This window comes from Arcicella aurantiaca (assembly GCF_003148625.1).
GTDB lineage: Bacteria > Bacteroidota > Bacteroidia > Cytophagales > Spirosomataceae > Arcicella > Arcicella aurantiaca.
This window is the reverse complement of sequence record NZ_QGGO01000022.1, coordinates 48,274-65,452: the sequence shown is the minus strand read 5'-3', so window position 1 is coordinate 65,452 and position 17,179 is coordinate 48,274. Positions and strand designations below refer to the sequence as shown.

The 17,179-nt window shown below is 36.0% G+C and carries 18 protein-coding genes; 11 read left to right on the top strand and 7 right to left on the bottom strand.

The window, feature by feature from the left end; translation table 11 throughout:
* Positions 1-192 precede the first annotated feature (192 nt).
* The 3 genes from rpsA to LV89_RS17835 all read right to left on the bottom strand — a co-directional run bounded on the left by rpsA (position 193) and on the right by LV89_RS17835 (position 3,469).
* Entirely contained in the window at positions 193-2,007 is a 1,815-nt protein-coding gene (rpsA, locus tag LV89_RS17845) for a 30S ribosomal protein S1 (protein ID WP_109744286.1), read from the bottom strand.
* Positions 2,008-2,208: 201 nt separating this feature from the next.
* Positions 2,209-2,883 carry a TVP38/TMEM64 family protein gene (locus LV89_RS17840; protein ID WP_109744285.1) on the bottom strand — a complete coding sequence of 225 codons (675 nt, stop codon included), beginning with the start codon at positions 2,881-2,883 and terminating at the stop codon, positions 2,209-2,211.
* 109 nt (positions 2,884-2,992) lie between these two features.
* Complete coding sequence (locus LV89_RS17835) at positions 2,993-3,469, bottom strand: cytidine deaminase (protein WP_109744284.1); 477 nt, start codon at positions 3,467-3,469, stop codon at positions 2,993-2,995.
* A gap of 235 nt (positions 3,470-3,704) precedes the next feature.
* Here LV89_RS17835 and LV89_RS17830 point away from each other — a divergent pair, with 235 nt between their 5' ends.
* Positions 3,705-4,265 (top strand): Riean_0653 family protein, encoded by a 561-nt coding sequence (locus LV89_RS17830; protein WP_109744283.1) that lies wholly within the window; start codon positions 3,705-3,707, stop codon positions 4,263-4,265.
* A gap of 61 nt (positions 4,266-4,326) precedes the next feature.
* Here the strand turns inward: LV89_RS17830 and LV89_RS17825 are convergent, their stop codons facing one another.
* The 3 genes from LV89_RS17825 to LV89_RS17815 form a co-directional block, all read right to left on the bottom strand.
* On the bottom strand, positions 4,327-5,139 hold the full coding sequence (locus LV89_RS17825) for a DUF8758 domain-containing protein (RefSeq protein ID WP_109744282.1): 813 nt from the start codon (positions 5,137-5,139) through the stop codon (positions 4,327-4,329).
* A 1-nt stretch (position 5,140) separates the two neighbouring features.
* The gene (locus tag LV89_RS17820) at positions 5,141-6,028 is read right to left on the bottom strand and encodes a DUF488 domain-containing protein (RefSeq protein ID WP_109744281.1); all 888 of its coding nucleotides are present in this window, start codon (positions 6,026-6,028) and stop codon (positions 5,141-5,143) included.
* A 96-nt stretch (positions 6,029-6,124) separates the two neighbouring features.
* Positions 6,125-7,585, bottom strand: a complete 1,461-nt coding sequence (locus LV89_RS17815) for an aminotransferase-like domain-containing protein (protein ID WP_109744280.1) — start codon at positions 7,583-7,585, stop codon at positions 6,125-6,127.
* A gap of 181 nt (positions 7,586-7,766) precedes the next feature.
* Here LV89_RS17815 and LV89_RS17810 point away from each other — a divergent pair, with 181 nt between their 5' ends.
* From LV89_RS17810 to LV89_RS17785, 6 genes are all read left to right on the top strand, one after another.
* Positions 7,767-8,402: a pyridoxamine 5'-phosphate oxidase family protein gene (locus LV89_RS17810; protein ID WP_109744279.1), complete on the top strand. Its 636-nt coding sequence runs from the start codon at positions 7,767-7,769 to the stop codon at positions 8,400-8,402.
* 125 nt (positions 8,403-8,527) lie between these two features.
* Positions 8,528-9,058 carry a DinB family protein gene (locus LV89_RS17805; RefSeq protein WP_109744278.1) on the top strand — a complete coding sequence of 177 codons (531 nt, stop codon included), beginning with the start codon at positions 8,528-8,530 and terminating at the stop codon, positions 9,056-9,058.
* A gap of 212 nt (positions 9,059-9,270) precedes the next feature.
* A complete protein-coding gene (locus tag LV89_RS17800) occupies positions 9,271-9,780 on the top strand; it encodes a gamma carbonic anhydrase family protein (protein WP_109744277.1) in 510 nt (169 codons plus the stop codon).
* A 121-nt stretch (positions 9,781-9,901) separates the two neighbouring features.
* Positions 9,902-10,297 carry an HIT family protein gene (locus LV89_RS17795; protein WP_109744276.1) on the top strand — a complete coding sequence of 132 codons (396 nt, stop codon included), beginning with the start codon at positions 9,902-9,904 and terminating at the stop codon, positions 10,295-10,297.
* Between the two features lie 55 nt (positions 10,298-10,352).
* Positions 10,353-10,694: a type II toxin-antitoxin system RelE/ParE family toxin gene (locus LV89_RS17790; protein WP_109744275.1), complete on the top strand. Its 342-nt coding sequence runs from the start codon at positions 10,353-10,355 to the stop codon at positions 10,692-10,694.
* Positions 10,678-10,980 (top strand): helix-turn-helix domain-containing protein, encoded by a 303-nt coding sequence (locus LV89_RS17785; RefSeq protein ID WP_211321227.1) that lies wholly within the window; start codon positions 10,678-10,680, stop codon positions 10,978-10,980. The genes LV89_RS17790 and LV89_RS17785 overlap by 17 nt, the downstream gene beginning before the upstream one ends.
* A 45-nt stretch (positions 10,981-11,025) precedes the next feature.
* On the opposite strand, the gene LV89_RS17780 is transcribed toward LV89_RS17785, so the two are convergent.
* Positions 11,026-12,666: an ABC-F family ATP-binding cassette domain-containing protein gene (locus LV89_RS17780; protein ID WP_109744273.1), complete on the bottom strand. Its 1,641-nt coding sequence runs from the start codon at positions 12,664-12,666 to the stop codon at positions 11,026-11,028.
* A gap of 400 nt (positions 12,667-13,066) precedes the next feature.
* Here LV89_RS17780 and LV89_RS17775 point away from each other — a divergent pair, with 400 nt between their 5' ends.
* The 4 genes from LV89_RS17775 to LV89_RS17760 all read left to right on the top strand — a co-directional run bounded on the left by LV89_RS17775 (position 13,067) and on the right by LV89_RS17760 (position 16,912).
* Positions 13,067-13,804, top strand: coding sequence for a hypothetical protein (locus tag LV89_RS17775; RefSeq protein WP_109744272.1), 738 nt, complete (start codon positions 13,067-13,069; stop codon positions 13,802-13,804).
* 66 nt (positions 13,805-13,870) lie between these two features.
* On the top strand, positions 13,871-15,175 hold the full coding sequence (locus LV89_RS17770; protein WP_109744271.1) for a glycerophosphodiester phosphodiesterase: 1,305 nt from the start codon (positions 13,871-13,873) through the stop codon (positions 15,173-15,175).
* A 4-nt stretch (positions 15,176-15,179) separates the two neighbouring features.
* Positions 15,180-15,800 (top strand): hypothetical protein, encoded by a 621-nt coding sequence (locus LV89_RS17765; protein ID WP_146199199.1) that lies wholly within the window; start codon positions 15,180-15,182, stop codon positions 15,798-15,800.
* 134 nt (positions 15,801-15,934) lie between these two features.
* Entirely contained in the window at positions 15,935-16,912 is a 978-nt protein-coding gene (locus tag LV89_RS17760; RefSeq protein WP_109744269.1) for a DUF4382 domain-containing protein, read from the top strand.
* Positions 16,913-17,179: the final 267 nt, after the last annotated feature.

Sequence of the window (17,179 nt, the reverse complement as noted above, 5' to 3'; positions counted from 1 at the left end):
GGTTGCAAAACTAATGCCGTTTTCATTAAAATCAAAGTTTTTGTGAAAGTAAATCTTGTTTTTTGTGGAGTTTTTTTGTGTATTGAATATAGGTGTCTGAAAATCAATATTTTAAAGTTTATACTTTTTGATGAAAAAAAAGACCTGCCAATATTTATCGACAGGTCTTTTTATATTCATTAAAGAATTAGATTATTCAGCTTTAGCTTTTTTGTCTAATTTCTTTTTCGCTTCTTCACGAGCTGAATCTTCCATTTGAGCTTTCAATGCTGAAAGTGCATCTAAGTCTCCTAATGTAGATTTTTCAGCAGAATCAGCTAATTTCTGTACGTCTTTAGCTGTTTTCTTTTTCTCTTCAGCGATAACCTCTTCTTTCGCATCGTTGTAAACACGAACGTGTGAAAGTTGGATTTTACGGTCATCTTTGTTGAATTCAGTTACTTTGAAGTCTAATTGCTCACCAACCTCAGCTACTGAACCATCTTCTTTCACTAATTGCTTCAATGCAGAAGAACCTTCGATTCCGTAAGGTAACTCTAAAGTAGCTCCTTTATCGTTTTTCGCAGTGATTGTACATTTGTGTACTGAACCTACTGTGAAAATTGATTCGAAAGTATCCCAAGGGTTTTCTTCTAATTGTTTGTGTCCAAGAGCTAAACGACGGTTTTCTGCATCAAGTTCTAATACGATTACGTCTAATTTATCTCCAACTTTAACGAATTCAGATGGGTGTTTGATTTTCTTAGTCCAAGATAAATCAGAAACGTGTACTAAACCGTCGATACCTTCTTCTAATTCAAGGAATAAACCGAAGTTAGTCAAGTTACGAACAGTTCCAGTATGTTTAGAACCTAAAGCGTAACGAGCTAATAAATCTTGTTTAGTCCAAGGGTCTTCAGTCAATTGTTTGATACCTAATGACATTTTGCGTTCAGCACGGTCAAGAGTTAAAACAACTGCTTCGATTTGGTCACCAACTTTCAAGAAGTCTTGTGGGTTACGCAAGTGTTGCGACCAAGACATTTCTGAAACGTGGATTAAGCCTTCAACACCTTGAGTGATTTCTAAGAAAGCACCGTAATCTGCTACGTTTACGATTTTACCTTTCACTTTAGAACCAATTTCAGTTGTTTCTGCTAAAGCATCCCAAGGGTGAGCTTGTAATTGTTTCATACCTAACGAAATACGTTTCTTGTTTTCGTCGAAGTCCAAAACAACCACTTGGATTTTTTGGTCAAGTTTAAGCATTTCTTGTGGGTGGTTGATACGTCCCCAAGAAATATCAGTAATGTGAAGTAAACCATCAACACCACCTAAGTCGATGAATACACCGAAGTTAGTCATGTTCTTGATAACACCTTCCAATACTTGTCCTTTTTCAAGGTTAGTAAGGATTGATTGACGTTGTTGTTCAAGGTCTTTCTCAATCAATACTTTGTGTGATACTACTACGTTATCGTTAGCGTGGTTGATTTTAACCACTTTAACTTCCATTTTCTTTCCAACGAAGATGTCAAAATCACGGATTGGTTTCACATCAATTTGTGAACCTGGTAAGAATGCTTCTACACCATAGATATCCACGATAAGACCACCTTTTGTACGACGTTTTACGAAACCATCGATGATAACGTCTTGGTCAAGAGCGTCTTCAATGTTTTTCCAAGCTGTCATTACTTTAGCTAACTTACGAGAAAGAATCAATTGACCTGATTTGTCTTCTTGGTTTTCTACGTAAACGTCAACTACATCGCCTACTTTTAAGTCAGGCATATCTCTGAATTCTGAAGTTGGAACCAAACCATCTGATTTGAAACCAATGTTCATAATTACTTCACGGTCAGTAATCCCTACAACCGTACCTTTTACTACTGCTTTCTCAGTAACTTGGTTTAAAGTTCCCTCGATAAGTGCTTCTAATTGAGCTCTTTGTTCAGCTGAGTAACCTCCACCGAAACCTTTAGTACCGACCGAATCCCAGTCGAAATCTGCTAATTGATTAGCCATGTGCGAATAAAAAACCCTGTTTACATCATCGCCTCGGGCAAAGGGCGAAGAAATTTAGTTAAATTCCCCGTTTGAATTGGGGGTGCAAAGATACAGAAAATTTCTGTAATGATTTGAAAATGAGGAAGAAAATTTTTAAAAGTAAGATGAAATTCTACCTTGTTATATTGTAGAGAGTTGTTGACAGTATGGAACCCTGTCTTACTTTTCCACAGCTTTCTTGATAAAATAGCCTAATCCTAAAATTGAACCGCCAATTAATCCTAAAATAAGGATTTGTGATAAACTCCCTTCGCTGGGATGTTCGATGAGTTTTTTTATCTCTTGGGCTTGTGTGCCAATCCAAATTGAAAGCATGGTTCTTGGTAGCATTCCGAGAAAACCAGCCGTCAAAAAATTACGTAATTTTGTTCCAGAGAAGGAGAATAAAACATTGGTTACAGCAAAAGGAAGGACAGGGGATAGTCGAGCAAGGAGAATAATTTTGAATTCGTCTTTTTGCAAATTTTCCAACACTTGTTTTACTTTGGGTTTTTCAGAAAGAATCTGTAAAAATCGACCTCCATCAATCACTTGGGCAGTTTTAAAACCTAAAAATGAGGCAATCCAATAAGTGATGGCAATGGGCAAAAAGGCTTTCCAACCTAAAAAATATCCACTCAGTAAAGCAATAAAAGTAGTAGGAGTGAGGGCGAATGCCATCGTAAAACAAGCGACAACGAAAGCCAAAATCCAATTCTGAAAAGTAAAAGCCTGAATTTCTTGCTCATGCGTAATAACCCAATAACTAATCGAAGAACTCACCAATAAAGGCATTAATCCCAAGAAGAAAGTATAAAGGATGGTGAATGAGTTTTTACGGATAAAGTCAAGCATGGGGTTGGTTATTGGTTATTAGTTATTGGGAAATTGGTTATTTGGGAATAATGATTCTGTTTTATTCCGTAACAACCGATAACTAATTCCCCAATAACCGATAACCAATCTAAAATTCATTAAATTTCAAAGGTAGTAAATCTCCAATAGAATCGGTGATTAATATTTGATTGTCGGCACCCAACATGAGTAAACGTATGGATTGCTTTTGACGGTATTCATATTCCAACATTGCCTGACGACACGCTCCGCAGGGTGGAACGCCTCTGAAATCATCGCCAGCACCCGGACGGGCAATTACGGCAATAGATTTAATTTTATGATTTGGATAATTAGCACCAACCCAAAAAATAGCAGATTGTTCCGCACAAGAACCTGAAGGGAAAGCGGCATTTTCTTGATTATTGGCAGTGATGATTTGGTCATCGTCCAACAATACGGCTGCTCCTACATGAAATTTTGAATACGGAGCATAAGATTTATAAGTGGCTCTACGGGCTTCCGACAAAAGTTTTTGTTCGATGGGTGTAAGTTCGTTTTCGTTATCGTACTTCTCAAGCGAAATGGTTAAATTAAGTTTCTGCATATCAGTTCATTAGTTGTTTGTTTTTATCAGATTTTGAGATGGGGAAAATGATAACTAATTTCTGATAATAATAGTTCAAAGTTGTCTATGGCACACGGATTTTACGGATTAGACACGTATTAAATCTATATGCTATCAAATTACCGTAGAATAAGAATCAATATTAAATTTCCATGAATTGTACAATTGTTTCAAAATAATGTATAATTTAGAATTCTGATTCAATCGAAATTTTATGAAAATTACGACGTACATATTCACATTATTTGCTTTTGTAGTCCTAACAGGCTGTGAAATAAACGATTATGTACAACCCACAGAATTACCAGCAGTTACTGAAAGTGGCAAACAAACTTTTGGCGTGAAAATTAATGACGCTATTTGGACTCCTTTCCAACGATATAAATCCAATCCAAATTTTAAACCTGTGCCTGTTGTGTGGGGACGCTTACAAAATGAAACGTTGAGATTGACCGTTACCAATCAAGAAACTCGTGAGTCGATTAGTTTGATGGTTGATAAAGTAAAAGGCGTTGGAACATATAAATTCATGACGTATTTCCCAAAGAATGCCATTGAATTTACGCCTTATGCAAGTGTGTATCAGCGTTGTGTAGGTGGAAATTGCGGGCAATACCCAATTGCACAAACGGGTGAAAACGAAGTGTCAATTACCCATTTCGACCCAATTACAAAAATTTATGCAGGAACATTCAAAGTAACTTTTCACAATAAAGATAACCCTTCGGAAATATTTACTTTGAAAGATGGGCGGTTTGATGTGAGGGGGGAGTAAATTATAAAAGGAGGACAATTTCTTGAAACTGTCCTCCTTTTGTAATTTATTCTGTTTAGGCTTAAAATAACGTCATTTGTGGGTCAATTTTTGTCGGTTTGGGGAAAGTTGGATGAAATGTTCCAATAATCATAAATGGGTTTTTTGCTTGCAAGTGAAAAGATTGTGTAGTTCCCAAGAAAAAATGTAAATCCTTAGTTTTTGCAAAATCATCAAAATATTTCTGACGCACCTTTTGACAAGCTTCTTCTTCATTCTCATACCTCCAAAATAAGGCACCAACTTCCCAATCTTCAATCATCATTTTACTTTGACGACCATTAATATCTTCAAGTTTATAACTGAACTTATATGGTAGTTTTCGTACAACCTTTATTTCACTTCCACGTTGTTCAAATATACTCATTTGATTCATTGCGGCTATTTTAGCCTTATCCCAATCTCTATCAACAGCTTCCCATACAAAATCTAAAATTTTTGTTGGTTTAAAAACTGCGAGAGAAGTTCTTTTATTTTTATCCTTTGAATCGGCTATTAGTAACTCTAAATCAGTGTAAACATTTTTAAGAATAATATTTTTTCTCTCTGCCCAATTGTTTTCTGTTGAAACAGAGCCAACAATACTTGGCTGTGTTTCAAGAGTTGCAGGGCGATAACTCTCGGGACGAAAATCACTTGTGTTTTTAACTAAGTCTATCTCTATCCACTCGTACTTTTTATATTGACTTAAATAGCCTAATTTACGAAATTGAATAGGATATATTCGAATCCATTCTCCCGATTCTGTAAATCCTGCTGTGCAAACAAGTTCATCGTATTTGCCTGAAAGTGTAGGGTAAGTCTTAACCGTAATTAAAACACGTATTTTAGCCATTTTATAAGTGTATAAGTTCGTATTTCCAGTTTTCTAATTTAGTGATTGCTTTAGCAACTTTACTTCTATGACATTGACAAAAAGAAGCTTCGAAACAAGTTAGTGCAATTCGTTTATTTTTTTCTAATATATCAAAAATAGCACTAACAGATTCACTTTGGTTTATTAAATAATTAGCTTCATAGTCTAAGAATAAAGCATCGTAGTCTTTTTGACTATTTAAACTTTGGCGTTTTTCACTTGGAATACCAAGTTGTGGGATATGGATATAGGTGATATCAAGTGCGTCACATACCGATTTTAGTTGATTTTTTGAAAAACCAACCTTTTGGCTTAGTGGATTTCTTCTGACATCACATAATACTTTTACGTCGTTAAGTAATAGTTTATTAAAATACTTTTCTATCGTGATTCCTTCGTATCCAAGAGTAAAAAGTGCGGTTTTTTCTTTAATAGGTTTTTGTTTTAATACTCTTGAAAGCTCGGCACTATTTAGAATTTCACTTGCCTTTTCGCTACGAATGGCATAGTAGGGGAACTTTATATAGGTTTCTCGCATGAGTTCATCTGCGGAGAAGTTTTCATATGTTCTAAACAAGTGTGAAACTCTGTTTTTATCTTCAACAGTTAACTCATTCCGAAAAAAAGTTTCATTTGTTAACTCCCATCCCTTGGCTGTATCTTTTATTTTGCCGTAAGTTTTTAAAGCTTGCAAGTCCCAGTTTGCCTGAAAGGAAAAACAACCAAATCTATGGGGAACGAATTCATAAGCAGGCTTTTCTTGGTATTTGGTAAATAATAATAAAAGTTTTTGGAGACTAATTTTACTTAGTTGGCCCCCAAATGCTTCAAAAATTGAAAGTAATATTTTTCGTCTATAGTACATCATGGTGTTACAAAAGTACGCTTTAATGTTATATAAACATAACAAAGACTAAGCCGAAATTATTTTTCAAATATAGTATCTATTTGATTTATACTTTGTTCAAATGACCACTTTCAAAATCCCCACCGATTCTTCCATCTCCTTCAAATTCATCGAAGAAAATCCCATTCGGCAAGCGTTTAAATCTCCGTAAGCTGAGCCGTTTGATAGATAAAGCCCTTTTTTACCTACTTTTTCGGATAATTCCATCAAAGAAATGCTTTTGTCGAACTTTGCCCAAATAGCCATTCCTCCATCTGGAATTTTAAAATCAATGATGTTTCCTAATTCATTTTTGAGTAAATCGCACGTAAAATCTCGTCTTTCTCGGTAGGTTTTTACAGCCTTTGTGGTATATCGTTTTAATGTGCCGTCTTCCAACATATCGGCTAACGATAACTCCAAAATTGTATCGCCTTGTCTGTCCATAATTCTGCGATATTTAGCTAATTCATCAATGATTTCTTGTTTTGCCACGATGTACCCAACTCGAAAAGTCGGAGCAATTCGTTTGGTAAATGAGCCTAAATAAATGACCAAACCATGACGGTCGGCACTGGCTAAAGGCAAAACTGGGCGATTGGCATAGTGATAATCGTAATCATAATCGTCTTCAATGATATAAAAATCATATTTTTCAGCCAAAGCCAATAATTTAATTCTCCGTTCGGGTTTGAGCGTTACGGTCGTCGGATGATAATGGTGTGAGGTGATATAAATCGCTTTAATTGGTGTATTGCTCATGGATTTTTGCTTACAAATTTCCTCCACTGCATCCACTACAATTCCATCTTCATCAATTGGAACGATGTTCAGTTTTAAGCCTAAACTTTCAAATGTCATATTGGCAGCAGGATAATTTAGAGAACCGACCAGCATTTCATCATTTTTCTGAAAAAGAGCCGAACCAATCAAGTAAAAAGCCATTTGACTTCCTCGTGTTGTTAGGATATTTTGTGGCAAAATATTCATGCCACGAGTTTCATTCAAGAAAGCAGAAAACACTTCTCGAAACCGAATATGCCCATAAGGATTTGTGTATTGAAGAATAGACGAATCGCCGAATTTGATATAATGGGCGTACAAACGAGCCAATTCTTCACGAGGAGCAAGGCGTATATCGGGTAATCCATCATTGAAAGCCAAGCGATGTGTAATAACTGGCGGAATTTTAATAATGGCGTTTTGAGCAATAGTCAAATTAGGAATTTCATGGCTTGTATTTTCTTGTTTTACGGAAAATTCAACAGGTTTTACAGTGGGCAAATGTTGAGCAACGAATGTTCCTTTTTGTGGAAAAACCTCAATCCAACCTTCCGAATAAAGTTCGTCATAAGCCGCTACGACTGTTTTGCGATGAACTTCCAAAAGTTCTGCCATTTGTCGAGTACCTAACAATTTTGTACCTGTTTTCAGAATTCCAGCTTGAATATTTTGACTGATTCCATTGGCAATTTGAACGTAAATTGGCAAAGACGATTCTTTGTTGATTTCGAGTAATGTTTTGAAAGGTATTTGCATCTGGACTACTTGGTGGTTTGATTGTGGAGTAGTGTGGGTATCCAGTAAAGATATAAATTTGTTGAAAAATTAGAAAGTTTGGGTTCTGTTAAAATTTATACGGGATGACAACTCACGTGTAAATTTTAACAGAACCAAACCAAAGTTTATTGATTAAAAGCGATACTTAATTTTCAAAGATATGTTACAAAAAACGCCCAAAACAACGCCAAGCCGTTACGCAAATCAGCGGATGCACTATGATGAAGCCATCGTTTTTCCAATTTTAGACGAAGCTCTATTTTGCACAATCAGCTATTCGGTAGATAATCAGCCATTTAGTATTCCAACGGCATTTGTCCGTAAAGAAAATAAATTATATATTCATGGTTCGGTAGGAAGTCATTTTCTGCGTCAGATTGAGAGTGGAATCCCTGTTTGTATTTCGGTGATGCTTACCGATGCTTTGGTAGTGGCAAAATCTGCCTTTCATCATTCGGTAAATTATCGTTCGGTTGTGATTTTTTCAAATGCTCAAAGAATTGATGATTATGAAGCGAAAGCCTCTTTTTTCAAAGAATTGACCGAGAAAATTGTTCCCAATAGTTGGGAATATTTACGTCCGATGAAGTCCAAAGAAGTTGACAAAACGATGCTTTTGGTATTTGATATTTCGGAGGCTTCTGCTAAAACTCGTGAAGGAATGCCAAGCGATGATGAAGAAGACCAAAGTTTACCGATTTGGTCGGGATTGATTCCCATTCCAAGTAAAAGATTAACGCCCATTCCTGACGAATTAAGTGTAAATATTCCTTTACCTTCGCATTTATCGAACTAAGATTAGACCACAGATGACACAGATTTGACTGATTTTCGCTGATTTTATGAATATTTATCCGTGAAAATCCGTAAAATCTGCGTTATCTGTGGTCTAATTTATATCATTTTAGAATCTAACAAACCATGAACATTTTACCACCATCGCCAAATGAGAATTTTGGCAATTTTAGTAATTATATCAACAAAGTTACAGCCCAAGATTTGCTGACAGGTTTACAAGAAAATCTGCAAGTTGTTGAGCAAAAAATGCTTGCTCTTTCCGAAGAACAACTAAACCATAAATACCAAGTTGGCAAATGGTCAATCAAAGAAGTGATTGGGCATCTTATTGATACTGAGCGTGTTTTTGCGTATCGTGCTATGCGTTTTGCACGAAAAGACAAAACGCCTTTACCTGGTTATGACGAAGTGCTTTATGGAGATACGTCAAATGCAGGACAAAGAGATATTCAGAAATTAGTGGCAGAATTTACCGCAGTTCGTCAGGGAACGATTTTGCTTTTTGAAAGTTTTACCGAAGAAATGCTTGAAGAAAGAGGTATTGCGAGCAACTTTGAGGTTTCAGTACGAGCGTTAGGTTTTGCTATTTTAGGGCATTGTATTCACCATTTACAAATAATTGACGCAAGATATTTGAACAGTAGTGGCGAATAGCATTCGCCATTTCATTGAGTATGGCGAATGCTATTCGTCATTTTATTGAGTGTATGGCGAATGCGATTCGCCACTACAAATCAATTTGGGCTAACGATAAATCTTCGTTAGCCTTTTTTATTGTCTTCAAAATGTGGAGGTGTATATTTGTCTGGAAATAAATACAGTTCAGAATATTTGATATTTTGGACTCAATACTTAATACTTTCGAGATGCCGTTAATAAAGCCCGTAAAAGGAATTTCTCCCAAATTCGGAGAAAACTGTTGGTTTGCCGAAAACTCAACCATTGTAGGAGACGTAACGATGGGAGATAATTGTACCATTTGGTTCAATGCTGTTGTGCGTGGAGACGTTAATTCTATCATCATCGGTCATAATTCTAATATTCAAGATGGAGCGGTGATTCATTGTACTTACCAAAAATCACAAACCATTATTGGGAATTATGTATCAATTGCCCATAACGCAGTCGTTCATGGATGCACGATTGAAGATAAAGTTTTGATTGGCATGGGAGCAATCGTAATGGACGGAGCAGTGATAGAAACAGGCTCAATTATTGCCGCAGGGGCAATTGTTACGCAAAATACTCGTGTACCCGCAGGTTCAATTTATGCAGGAAATCCCGCTAAATTATTAAAACCCGTATCGCCCGAAGCCTCAGAAGTTTTTATGCGAACCGCAAATAATTATGTAATGTATTCAGAATGGTTTAAATAATTTTTAGGGGTTTAGGGATTGTTGGGTTTAGGGGTTGAAGTTAAAATGACTTCTCCACAAATTATTCCATTTTGACCTTTAATCCCCCAAACCCCTTAAACCCATTAACCCCCAGATATCCATGCCCACCATATTCACAAAAATCGTTAATGGCGAAATTCCTTGCCATAAAATTGCAGAAGATGAACGTTTTTTAGCGTTCTTAGATATTACGCCTTTGGCAGACGGACACACGCTCGTAATTCCGAAAAAAGAGGTTGATTATATCTTTGATTTAGAAGATGATTTACTATCGGGATTGATGGTATTTGCTAAGAAAATTGCTCCTGCTATCGCACAAGCGTGTCCTTGTCGGAAAGTGGGCGTTTCAGTAATTGGCTTAGAAGTTCCTCATGCACACGTGCATTTGATTCCGCTGAATTCGATGAATGATATTAATTTCACGAGAGAAAAATTGAAGCCTACGCAAGAAGAATTGAAGGCTACGGCGGATAGAATTAGAGGTTATTTAATTTGATTTTACCAATAAAAGTTGTACTATTGGGCTACTTTTCTGCAATGCTTTTAAAATCATGAATAAAATCCGAGAACTGTTTTTCTACAAAAACTATTTTATAGACTTTTTTGCAAAACAAAATCCCAAAGTAAAGACCAAAATCCTGTGGACTTTAAAGATTGTTGAAGAACTACAACGAGTCCCCGAAACGTATTTAAAGCATTTGGAAGGTACGGACGGTCTTTATGAGATTAGGGTACAAATGGGAAGTAATATTTTTAGAATCTTTTGTTTTTTTGATGAAGATAATCTGGTTGTAGTTGGTAACGGATTTCAGAAAAAGACACAAAAAACACCTTCACAAGAAATTATAAAAGCGTTAAAAATCAGAGAGGAATATTATGAAGAAAAGCAATAATTTAACAAGTCTTTCTCAACTTTTAGACTCAGAGGTTGGCGTAAAAGGAACAACTGAACGAGAATTGTTTGAAACAGAATATCAGACATTTAAGATTGCTGTTCTTCTTCAAGAGGCACGTCAGAAAAAAGGTTTGACTCAAGAACAACTTGCAAACTTAGTGGGAACAAATAAATCTTATATCTCAAAACTTGAAAAAAACTTAAAAGACATTCGTTTCTCAACACTTCAAAAGATAATTCATGAAGGACTTGGGGGCGAACTCGAAATATCAATAAAGTTTTAAGCAATAAAAACGCCGTTGTCAGAATCTCTAACAACGGCGTTTTATCTATTTTCCCTTCCGCTCAATCTCCTTCAAATTCTCCATTTTCTTATTTCGCAAGAAACCATTAATGTCTTCAAAATGCTCTAAAACTCGTTTGTTACCAAATTCAAACACTTTTTCAGCAAGTCCGTCCAAGAAATCTCTATCGTGAGAAATCAAGATTACGGTTCCTTCAAAAGCCTTTAAAGCATCTTTTAGAATATCCTTGGTTTTTAAATCCAAATGGTTTGTTGGCTCATCTAAGATTAATAAGTTTACAGGTTCAAGCAAAAGTTTGACCATTGCCAAACGAGTTCTTTCTCCTCCCGACAATACGTTTACTTTCTTGTGAACATCATCACCACCGAACATAAATGCACCCAAAATATCTTTGATTTTTGTTCTGATTTCGCCAACTGCAATATTATCAATTGTTTGGAAAATCGTTAAATCTCCGTCTAAAAGTGCTGCTTGATTTTGGGCAAAATAACCAATCATTGAATTATGTCCCAATTTCATTTCGCCTTCAAAATCAATTTCACCCATGATGGCTTTCACAAGTGTAGATTTTCCTTCTCCGTTTTTACCCACAAAAGCTACTTTTTCGCCTCTTTCTATGGTCAATCTTGCATCTTTGAAAACTAAATGGTCGCCGTAACTTTTCGTTAAATCTTCCACAATTACAGGATAATTTCCAGAACGTGGAGCAGGCGGAAATTTAAGATTTAATGCTGAAGTATCAACTTCGTCAACTTCCACAATATCCAATTTTTCAAGCATTTTTACTCTTGATTGTACCTGTAAAGTCTTTGAATATGTTCCTTTGAAACGGTCAATAAATTCAGTAGTTTCAGCAATGAATTTTTGTTGTTCCGCAAACTGTTTTTGCTGTTGTTCCTGACGTTCTCTGCGAAGTTGGAGATAGTGCGAATAGTTTACTTTATAGTCGTAAATACGTCCCATCGTGATTTCAATGGTACGATTTGTAATGTTATCCACAAAAGCTCTATCGTGAGAAATAACGATTACGGCTTTAGCAGAATTCATCAAAAACTCTTCTAACCACTGAATCGACTCAATATCCAAGTGGTTGGTAGGCTCATCTAAAAGAATCAAATCAGGGTTTTGCAAAAGAATTTTCGCTAATTCAATACGCATACGCCAGCCACCACTAAATTCAGATGTTTTACGAGTAAAATCAGCACGAACAAAGCCTAAACCCAATAAAGTTTTCTCAACCTCCGCATCAAAATTGATTTCTTCGATAGAATAATATTTCTCACTTACTTCCGAAACACGCTCAATAATAGCCATGTATTCGTCAGATTCGTAGTCGGTACGAGTTTCCAATTGATGATTTAATTCATCAATTTCGTTTTTCATATCTAAGATTTTTGAAAAAGCCTTCGTCGTTTCTTCAAAAACGGTGCTGTCATCTTCCATCAAAAGATGCTGAGGAAGATACGCAATTACGGCATCTCCAGGGGCAGAAATTTTACCTCGTGTTGCTTTGTCAGCTCCTGCAATAATTTTTAAGAGCGTAGATTTCCCTGCTCCATTTTTACCCATGAGGGCTATTCTATCTTTTTCGTTGATGTTGAAAGTTACATCACTAAACAAAGCTCGTCCACCGAACTCAACCGTTACATTATCTACTGAAATCATATTTGGGAATTAGTATTTAGGTTTGTTCTAAACGCTAATATTCTTTTTAAGAATGAAATAAGGTGCAAAGATACAGGGCTTCTGCTGAGATTTATACGAAGTATTTGAGAAAGGCACAATTTTTAATGTAAACTTGTGCGGGATTAAATAGTTATAGAGTATGACATAACTTATTGGAATTGGAACTTCCCGAAATAACTCCGTTAGGGGTTAAACTTTCGGGAAGTTGAGCCAAATTATTAAATTTTACTTCTAATAAAGTTATGTCGCAGTCTATAATGAGTTTTAGTTTTATGGGTAAATGAGTGAAAGCGAAACAACGTTTTTCGATAACAAGCACAATTTCTTATAAACTTTTAATTCCCTAACCACATTCCAATGATTTCTTGGCTCAATTTATATGAATTTACGATTTATACAACTCTTTCTTTTGACTTTTCTTACCCTCAATTTGGCTGCCCAAACTGACAGTATTTCTGTGCGTCCGAGAAGAGTATTTAACATCGAAAAGAACAGTTTTGTACTTCCTCATGTGTGGAAATCAGGGGAATTAAAAGCAGCGGTAGGACTTTCTTCCACAAAATTCCCTTTAGATTATGTAGAATCTGCACTACGAATTCCTTTAATTGATTTGTACGCAACTATCGGGCTTCCCAAAGGTTTTGATGCTTCTGTAAATATCAGTTCAATTTATATGGCAAATCAGGTGCGTGGAGGCTTGCATTGGAACAAACAAGGCAAAGTTTTTTCTGCCAAAATGGGCTACGATGTAGGTTTTATTTTCGGAGCATTAACCCAATACGGTTTTGATAATAGAACCTCTGCTTGGTCGCATTATCCCAATGCTTCCATTGGATTTAAAGTAAAAGATGTTGCTATTACGGTGAAATCAGAACTTAATGCAATTACCTACATAAACACCACGGCAGGCGGTATAAAAGTGACAGAATTTAAGGATTTTTTCAATGGCGGGGCGTTAGGCGTATATGTTGAGCAACGCCTTTGGGCAAACCATGTGATGATAGTTGGTTGTCGGGATAATTATGTGAAATATTATTATCCAGTTTGGCCTGCCTTTACGTCATTCAATCGAAAATATCACAACATAGAGTTTTTCTTGGGATTGATTATTAAATAGGTCTTAGGTTTTAGGGGTTGGGGGTTAGTAGTTCAATTTTTTGATTTTTAAGAAGTTAGCTTGTTTATGAAAGAATATAAATTTTATAAAACGTTTAAAAATACAGACGCAGGTAGCGTTCAAAACGCTACCTGCGTTATCCTGCTCATACTTATTGCTTTCCTGAGTAGTTGCAACGATTATGACCTCCCCGAAACGGTAAATATTACGCCCCCCATTAGCGATGGGCAATCATTAAGTGCAATTTCAAAACAAAAATTAGAAGGAATTTACAAGGTTACGAAAGGACGTGCTGTTTTTGGAGATACGCTTATTTTGAAATGGAATAATCAAAATAATTTATCCATTTTCGGAGGAATAAACGGACTTTATGCCGTGACCAAAGGCGTTAAAAAAGATTCCTCAATTTACGTTTATGGTTATTGGCGATACGCTCTGAATAGCGAAACGGGAGGTTTTAATTTACAACTAAATCCAAGTGATGGGAGCAATGTTATTTTGAGCCAAAATCAAGCACGAGTACCTAATTTGATAATAAAAGGAAGTTACGGTTTTGGGAATAATTCAGCGAAAGAAGAATTTGAAATGGTTTATGTAAGACCATTTTCAAAGAAAGTTTTAAAAGATGATTTCAAAATTTTAGCCCATCGTTCGGGTGGAAGAACGTCAGACTTATTATCCATTTCTGAAAATACCTTAGAAATGATTGGTTTTACAGAAAATTTTGGTTCAACGGGCATTGAGATTGATGTGAGATTAACCAAAGACAATGTGCCAGTGCTGTATCATGATGAAGATATTAATATTAGATTGACAAAAAAAAGCCCTTTCAATGGTCCAATTGCAGATTATACTTTTGCCGAAATATCAAGATTTATTCGCTTAGTCAATGGAGAGAAAATCCCTACTTTGGAAGATGCCCTTTTGAAAGTTGTTGATAGTACAAGTTTGAATGTGGTTTGGTTGGATATGAAATCGGTCAATAATGCAATGGCGAAAGTTATTCCGATTCAGCAAAAAATGCTGGAGCGTGCCAAACAGAAAAATCGAGATTTATCCATTTACATCGGCTTACCCGAACAACAAGTGTTAGATTTCTTCAAGACTTATCCAAATTATCAGACTGTTCCATCATTATGTGAATTGACCGTTGATGATGTGACGAATATTAATGCACAAGTTTGGGCTCCAAGGTGGACTTTGGGTTTATTAACGCCCGAAGTAAATACAATGCACGCCCAAAATAGAAAGGTTTTTTGTTGGACATTAGACAATGAGGCTTTCATCAAAAAATACGTTCGAGAAGGTGATTTTGACGGTATTCTGACGAATTATCCGACCATCGTAGCTTACTATCATTATTTGAGATAATACCATGAGGAAAATATTATACATACTATTCATTTGCTCAATGGCTCAGGTGGGAATGGCTCAAAAAACATGGAATACCCGTGATAGCGTAGCCAGAGGCGTGAGCATTACCGCAGGAACAGGCGTTAGTCATTACATAAATACCTTACAAATTGACTCCCGAAGGGTAGGATTACGACAAAATTTCAGTTGCTCTTCTGTCCGTTTTATGTGGGAACCCGAACATCGTTTGAGTTTGGGAATTGAAGCAGGACATTATCAAATTTATGAAGTCCAATTGTCGGAAGGAAGAAATGTAAATACCGCCAGTTTATCCGTAACGCCCATTTTATTTTGTGTGCAAATGCGGATTTTTAAACGGTTTTATGCTTCTGCGGCTACGGGCGTTTCTATTCATCATGCTTTGGCAAATGCACTTGGCAATCAATCAGAAAGTTCTACAATGGCATTTTCAAATTTACAGTTTTCGGCAGGTTACATTTATCCCATTTCAAAAAGCTTTGGTTTGGGGCTTCAAACCAAGTTTTTAAGTGAAAACAAAACCGAAGATATGGTTTTTGCCGTTGAAGCAGTAGCCCGTTATCAGTTTAAGAGGAGGTTCAAACGTATCAGAGAACGTGTATAAAAGCTGTTTTTTTTAAATTGTTGATTTTGAGTTGATTACTATTTTTTGTTTTCAAAAATAGACCGTTTACTCATTGAAAGCAATCTGACAAATAGTTGTTTTCGTTTGTTTTTTAAATCAAACAAACAACAAACATGATTAAATTAAAGAAAAGCTTCTTGGCTGTAATGACCATTTTGATGGCAACCTTCGTAACACAATCTTGCAAAAAAACAGAAGATTCTGTAAGTCCTGACGACACAACAACGGGCGTACAAGGGTCGGTAAATGTAGAAATCACAGATGCTCCTTCTGACGATGCAAACTTAAAAGGTACATTTGTAACGGTAACAGAAGTAAGAATTGACGGTAAGAAATTTAGTGGATTTAGCGGTAAGAAAACAATTGAATTATCGGCGTATCAAAATGGAAATGTGGCAGCTTTAGGTTTGGGAAATATCAAAACAGGTTCATACAATAATATTTCCTTGATTTTGGATAATGCTACCGACCAAAACGGAAATGCTCCGGGTTGTTATGCTTTGGCTACTGATAACACCAAGTATAATTTGACAGGTTCAGTGACGGGACAAACGGAAGTAGTAAGCTCAAAAGCTTTTGAAGTAAAAGAAAATCAGCAAACCAATTTGGTACTTGATTTTGACATTCGGAAAGCCGTAATGGATGAAAATGGAAGTGCTTCGGGAGGCTATCGCTTTGTGAGTTCTGGCGACTTAAACGCTTCTACTCGTGTGTTGGTAAAAGCACAAGCTGGGGCAATTAAAGGAACTTGTGCCAATTACAAAGAAACCAACAGTAAGTTGATTGTTTACGCTTACAAAAAAGGGACTTATTCATCTTCGGAAACGAAAGGACAAGGCAGTGGAAACGTACAATTTAAAAATGCTGTAACCAGTTGCGTAGCCGACGGAAATGGGAATTATAATTTAGCATTTTTGGAAGAAGGCGACTACGAACTTCAATTTGCCAATTACAAAAATTCGGGAAGCGGTCAATTCTCTTTACAAAGTATGGCTAATATTAATAGCTTAATTAGTTTGAATAGCGTTTCAGTAAAAGCTAATGCGTCTGTAACGCTGAACGTAACCATTTTAGGCTTTTTATCTTTGTAAGTAGGTTTTGGGATTTAGGTGTTAGGATTTAGTATTTTCATGAGCTTAGTTATCAATGACTGATGCAAAATTAAAATACATTTTAATTTTGCATCAGTCCCTAATAATTCCTAAAATCAGAATAGCCAACTTTTAAAAGTTGGCTATTCTCAAATATGTGAGTAAGTAATGAGACAAAATAAAACAACATTTTAAAATCTCACAAACCATTGATAATCAAGTTTATGATAATCGTAAATCGTAATCGCTACGGCGAACCGTTCTTAA

Excerpts from the sequence above, each read along its gene's own strand:
- LV89_RS17810 (WP_109744279.1), top strand. The coding sequence starts at position 7,767 with ATGTTACAAAAAACGCCCAAAACAACGCCAAGCCGTTACGCAAATCAG.
- LV89_RS17760 (WP_109744269.1), top strand. The coding sequence starts at position 15,935 with ATGATTAAATTAAAGAAAAGCTTCTTGGCTGTAATGACCATTTTGATG.
- LV89_RS17840 (WP_109744285.1), bottom strand. The coding sequence starts at position 2,883 with ATGCTTGACTTTATCCGTAAAAACTCATTCACCATCCTTTATACTTTC.
- LV89_RS17765 (WP_146199199.1), top strand. The coding sequence starts at position 15,180 with ATGAGGAAAATATTATACATACTATTCATTTGCTCAATGGCTCAGGTG.
- LV89_RS17835 (WP_109744284.1), bottom strand. The coding sequence starts at position 3,469 with ATGCAGAAACTTAATTTAACCATTTCGCTTGAGAAGTACGATAACGAA.
- LV89_RS17830 (WP_109744283.1), top strand. The coding sequence starts at position 3,705 with ATGAAAATTACGACGTACATATTCACATTATTTGCTTTTGTAGTCCTA.
- LV89_RS17805 (WP_109744278.1), top strand. The coding sequence starts at position 8,528 with ATGAACATTTTACCACCATCGCCAAATGAGAATTTTGGCAATTTTAGT.
- LV89_RS17780 (WP_109744273.1), bottom strand. The coding sequence starts at position 12,666 with ATGATTTCAGTAGATAATGTAACGGTTGAGTTCGGTGGACGAGCTTTG.
- LV89_RS17815 (WP_109744280.1), bottom strand. The coding sequence starts at position 7,585 with ATGCAAATACCTTTCAAAACATTACTCGAAATCAACAAAGAATCGTCT.
- rpsA (WP_109744286.1), bottom strand. The coding sequence starts at position 2,007 with ATGGCTAATCAATTAGCAGATTTCGACTGGGATTCGGTCGGTACTAAA.
- LV89_RS17775 (WP_109744272.1), top strand. The coding sequence starts at position 13,067 with ATGAATTTACGATTTATACAACTCTTTCTTTTGACTTTTCTTACCCTC.
- LV89_RS17785 (WP_211321227.1), top strand. The coding sequence starts at position 10,678 with ATGAAGAAAAGCAATAATTTAACAAGTCTTTCTCAACTTTTAGACTCA.
- LV89_RS17820 (WP_109744281.1), bottom strand. The coding sequence starts at position 6,028 with ATGATGTACTATAGACGAAAAATATTACTTTCAATTTTTGAAGCATTT.
- LV89_RS17770 (WP_109744271.1), top strand. The coding sequence starts at position 13,871 with ATGAAAGAATATAAATTTTATAAAACGTTTAAAAATACAGACGCAGGT.
- LV89_RS17800 (WP_109744277.1), top strand. The coding sequence starts at position 9,271 with ATGCCGTTAATAAAGCCCGTAAAAGGAATTTCTCCCAAATTCGGAGAA.
- LV89_RS17795 (WP_109744276.1), top strand. The coding sequence starts at position 9,902 with ATGCCCACCATATTCACAAAAATCGTTAATGGCGAAATTCCTTGCCAT.
- LV89_RS17825 (WP_109744282.1), bottom strand. The coding sequence starts at position 5,139 with ATGGCTAAAATACGTGTTTTAATTACGGTTAAGACTTACCCTACACTT.
- LV89_RS17790 (WP_109744275.1), top strand. The coding sequence starts at position 10,353 with ATGAATAAAATCCGAGAACTGTTTTTCTACAAAAACTATTTTATAGAC.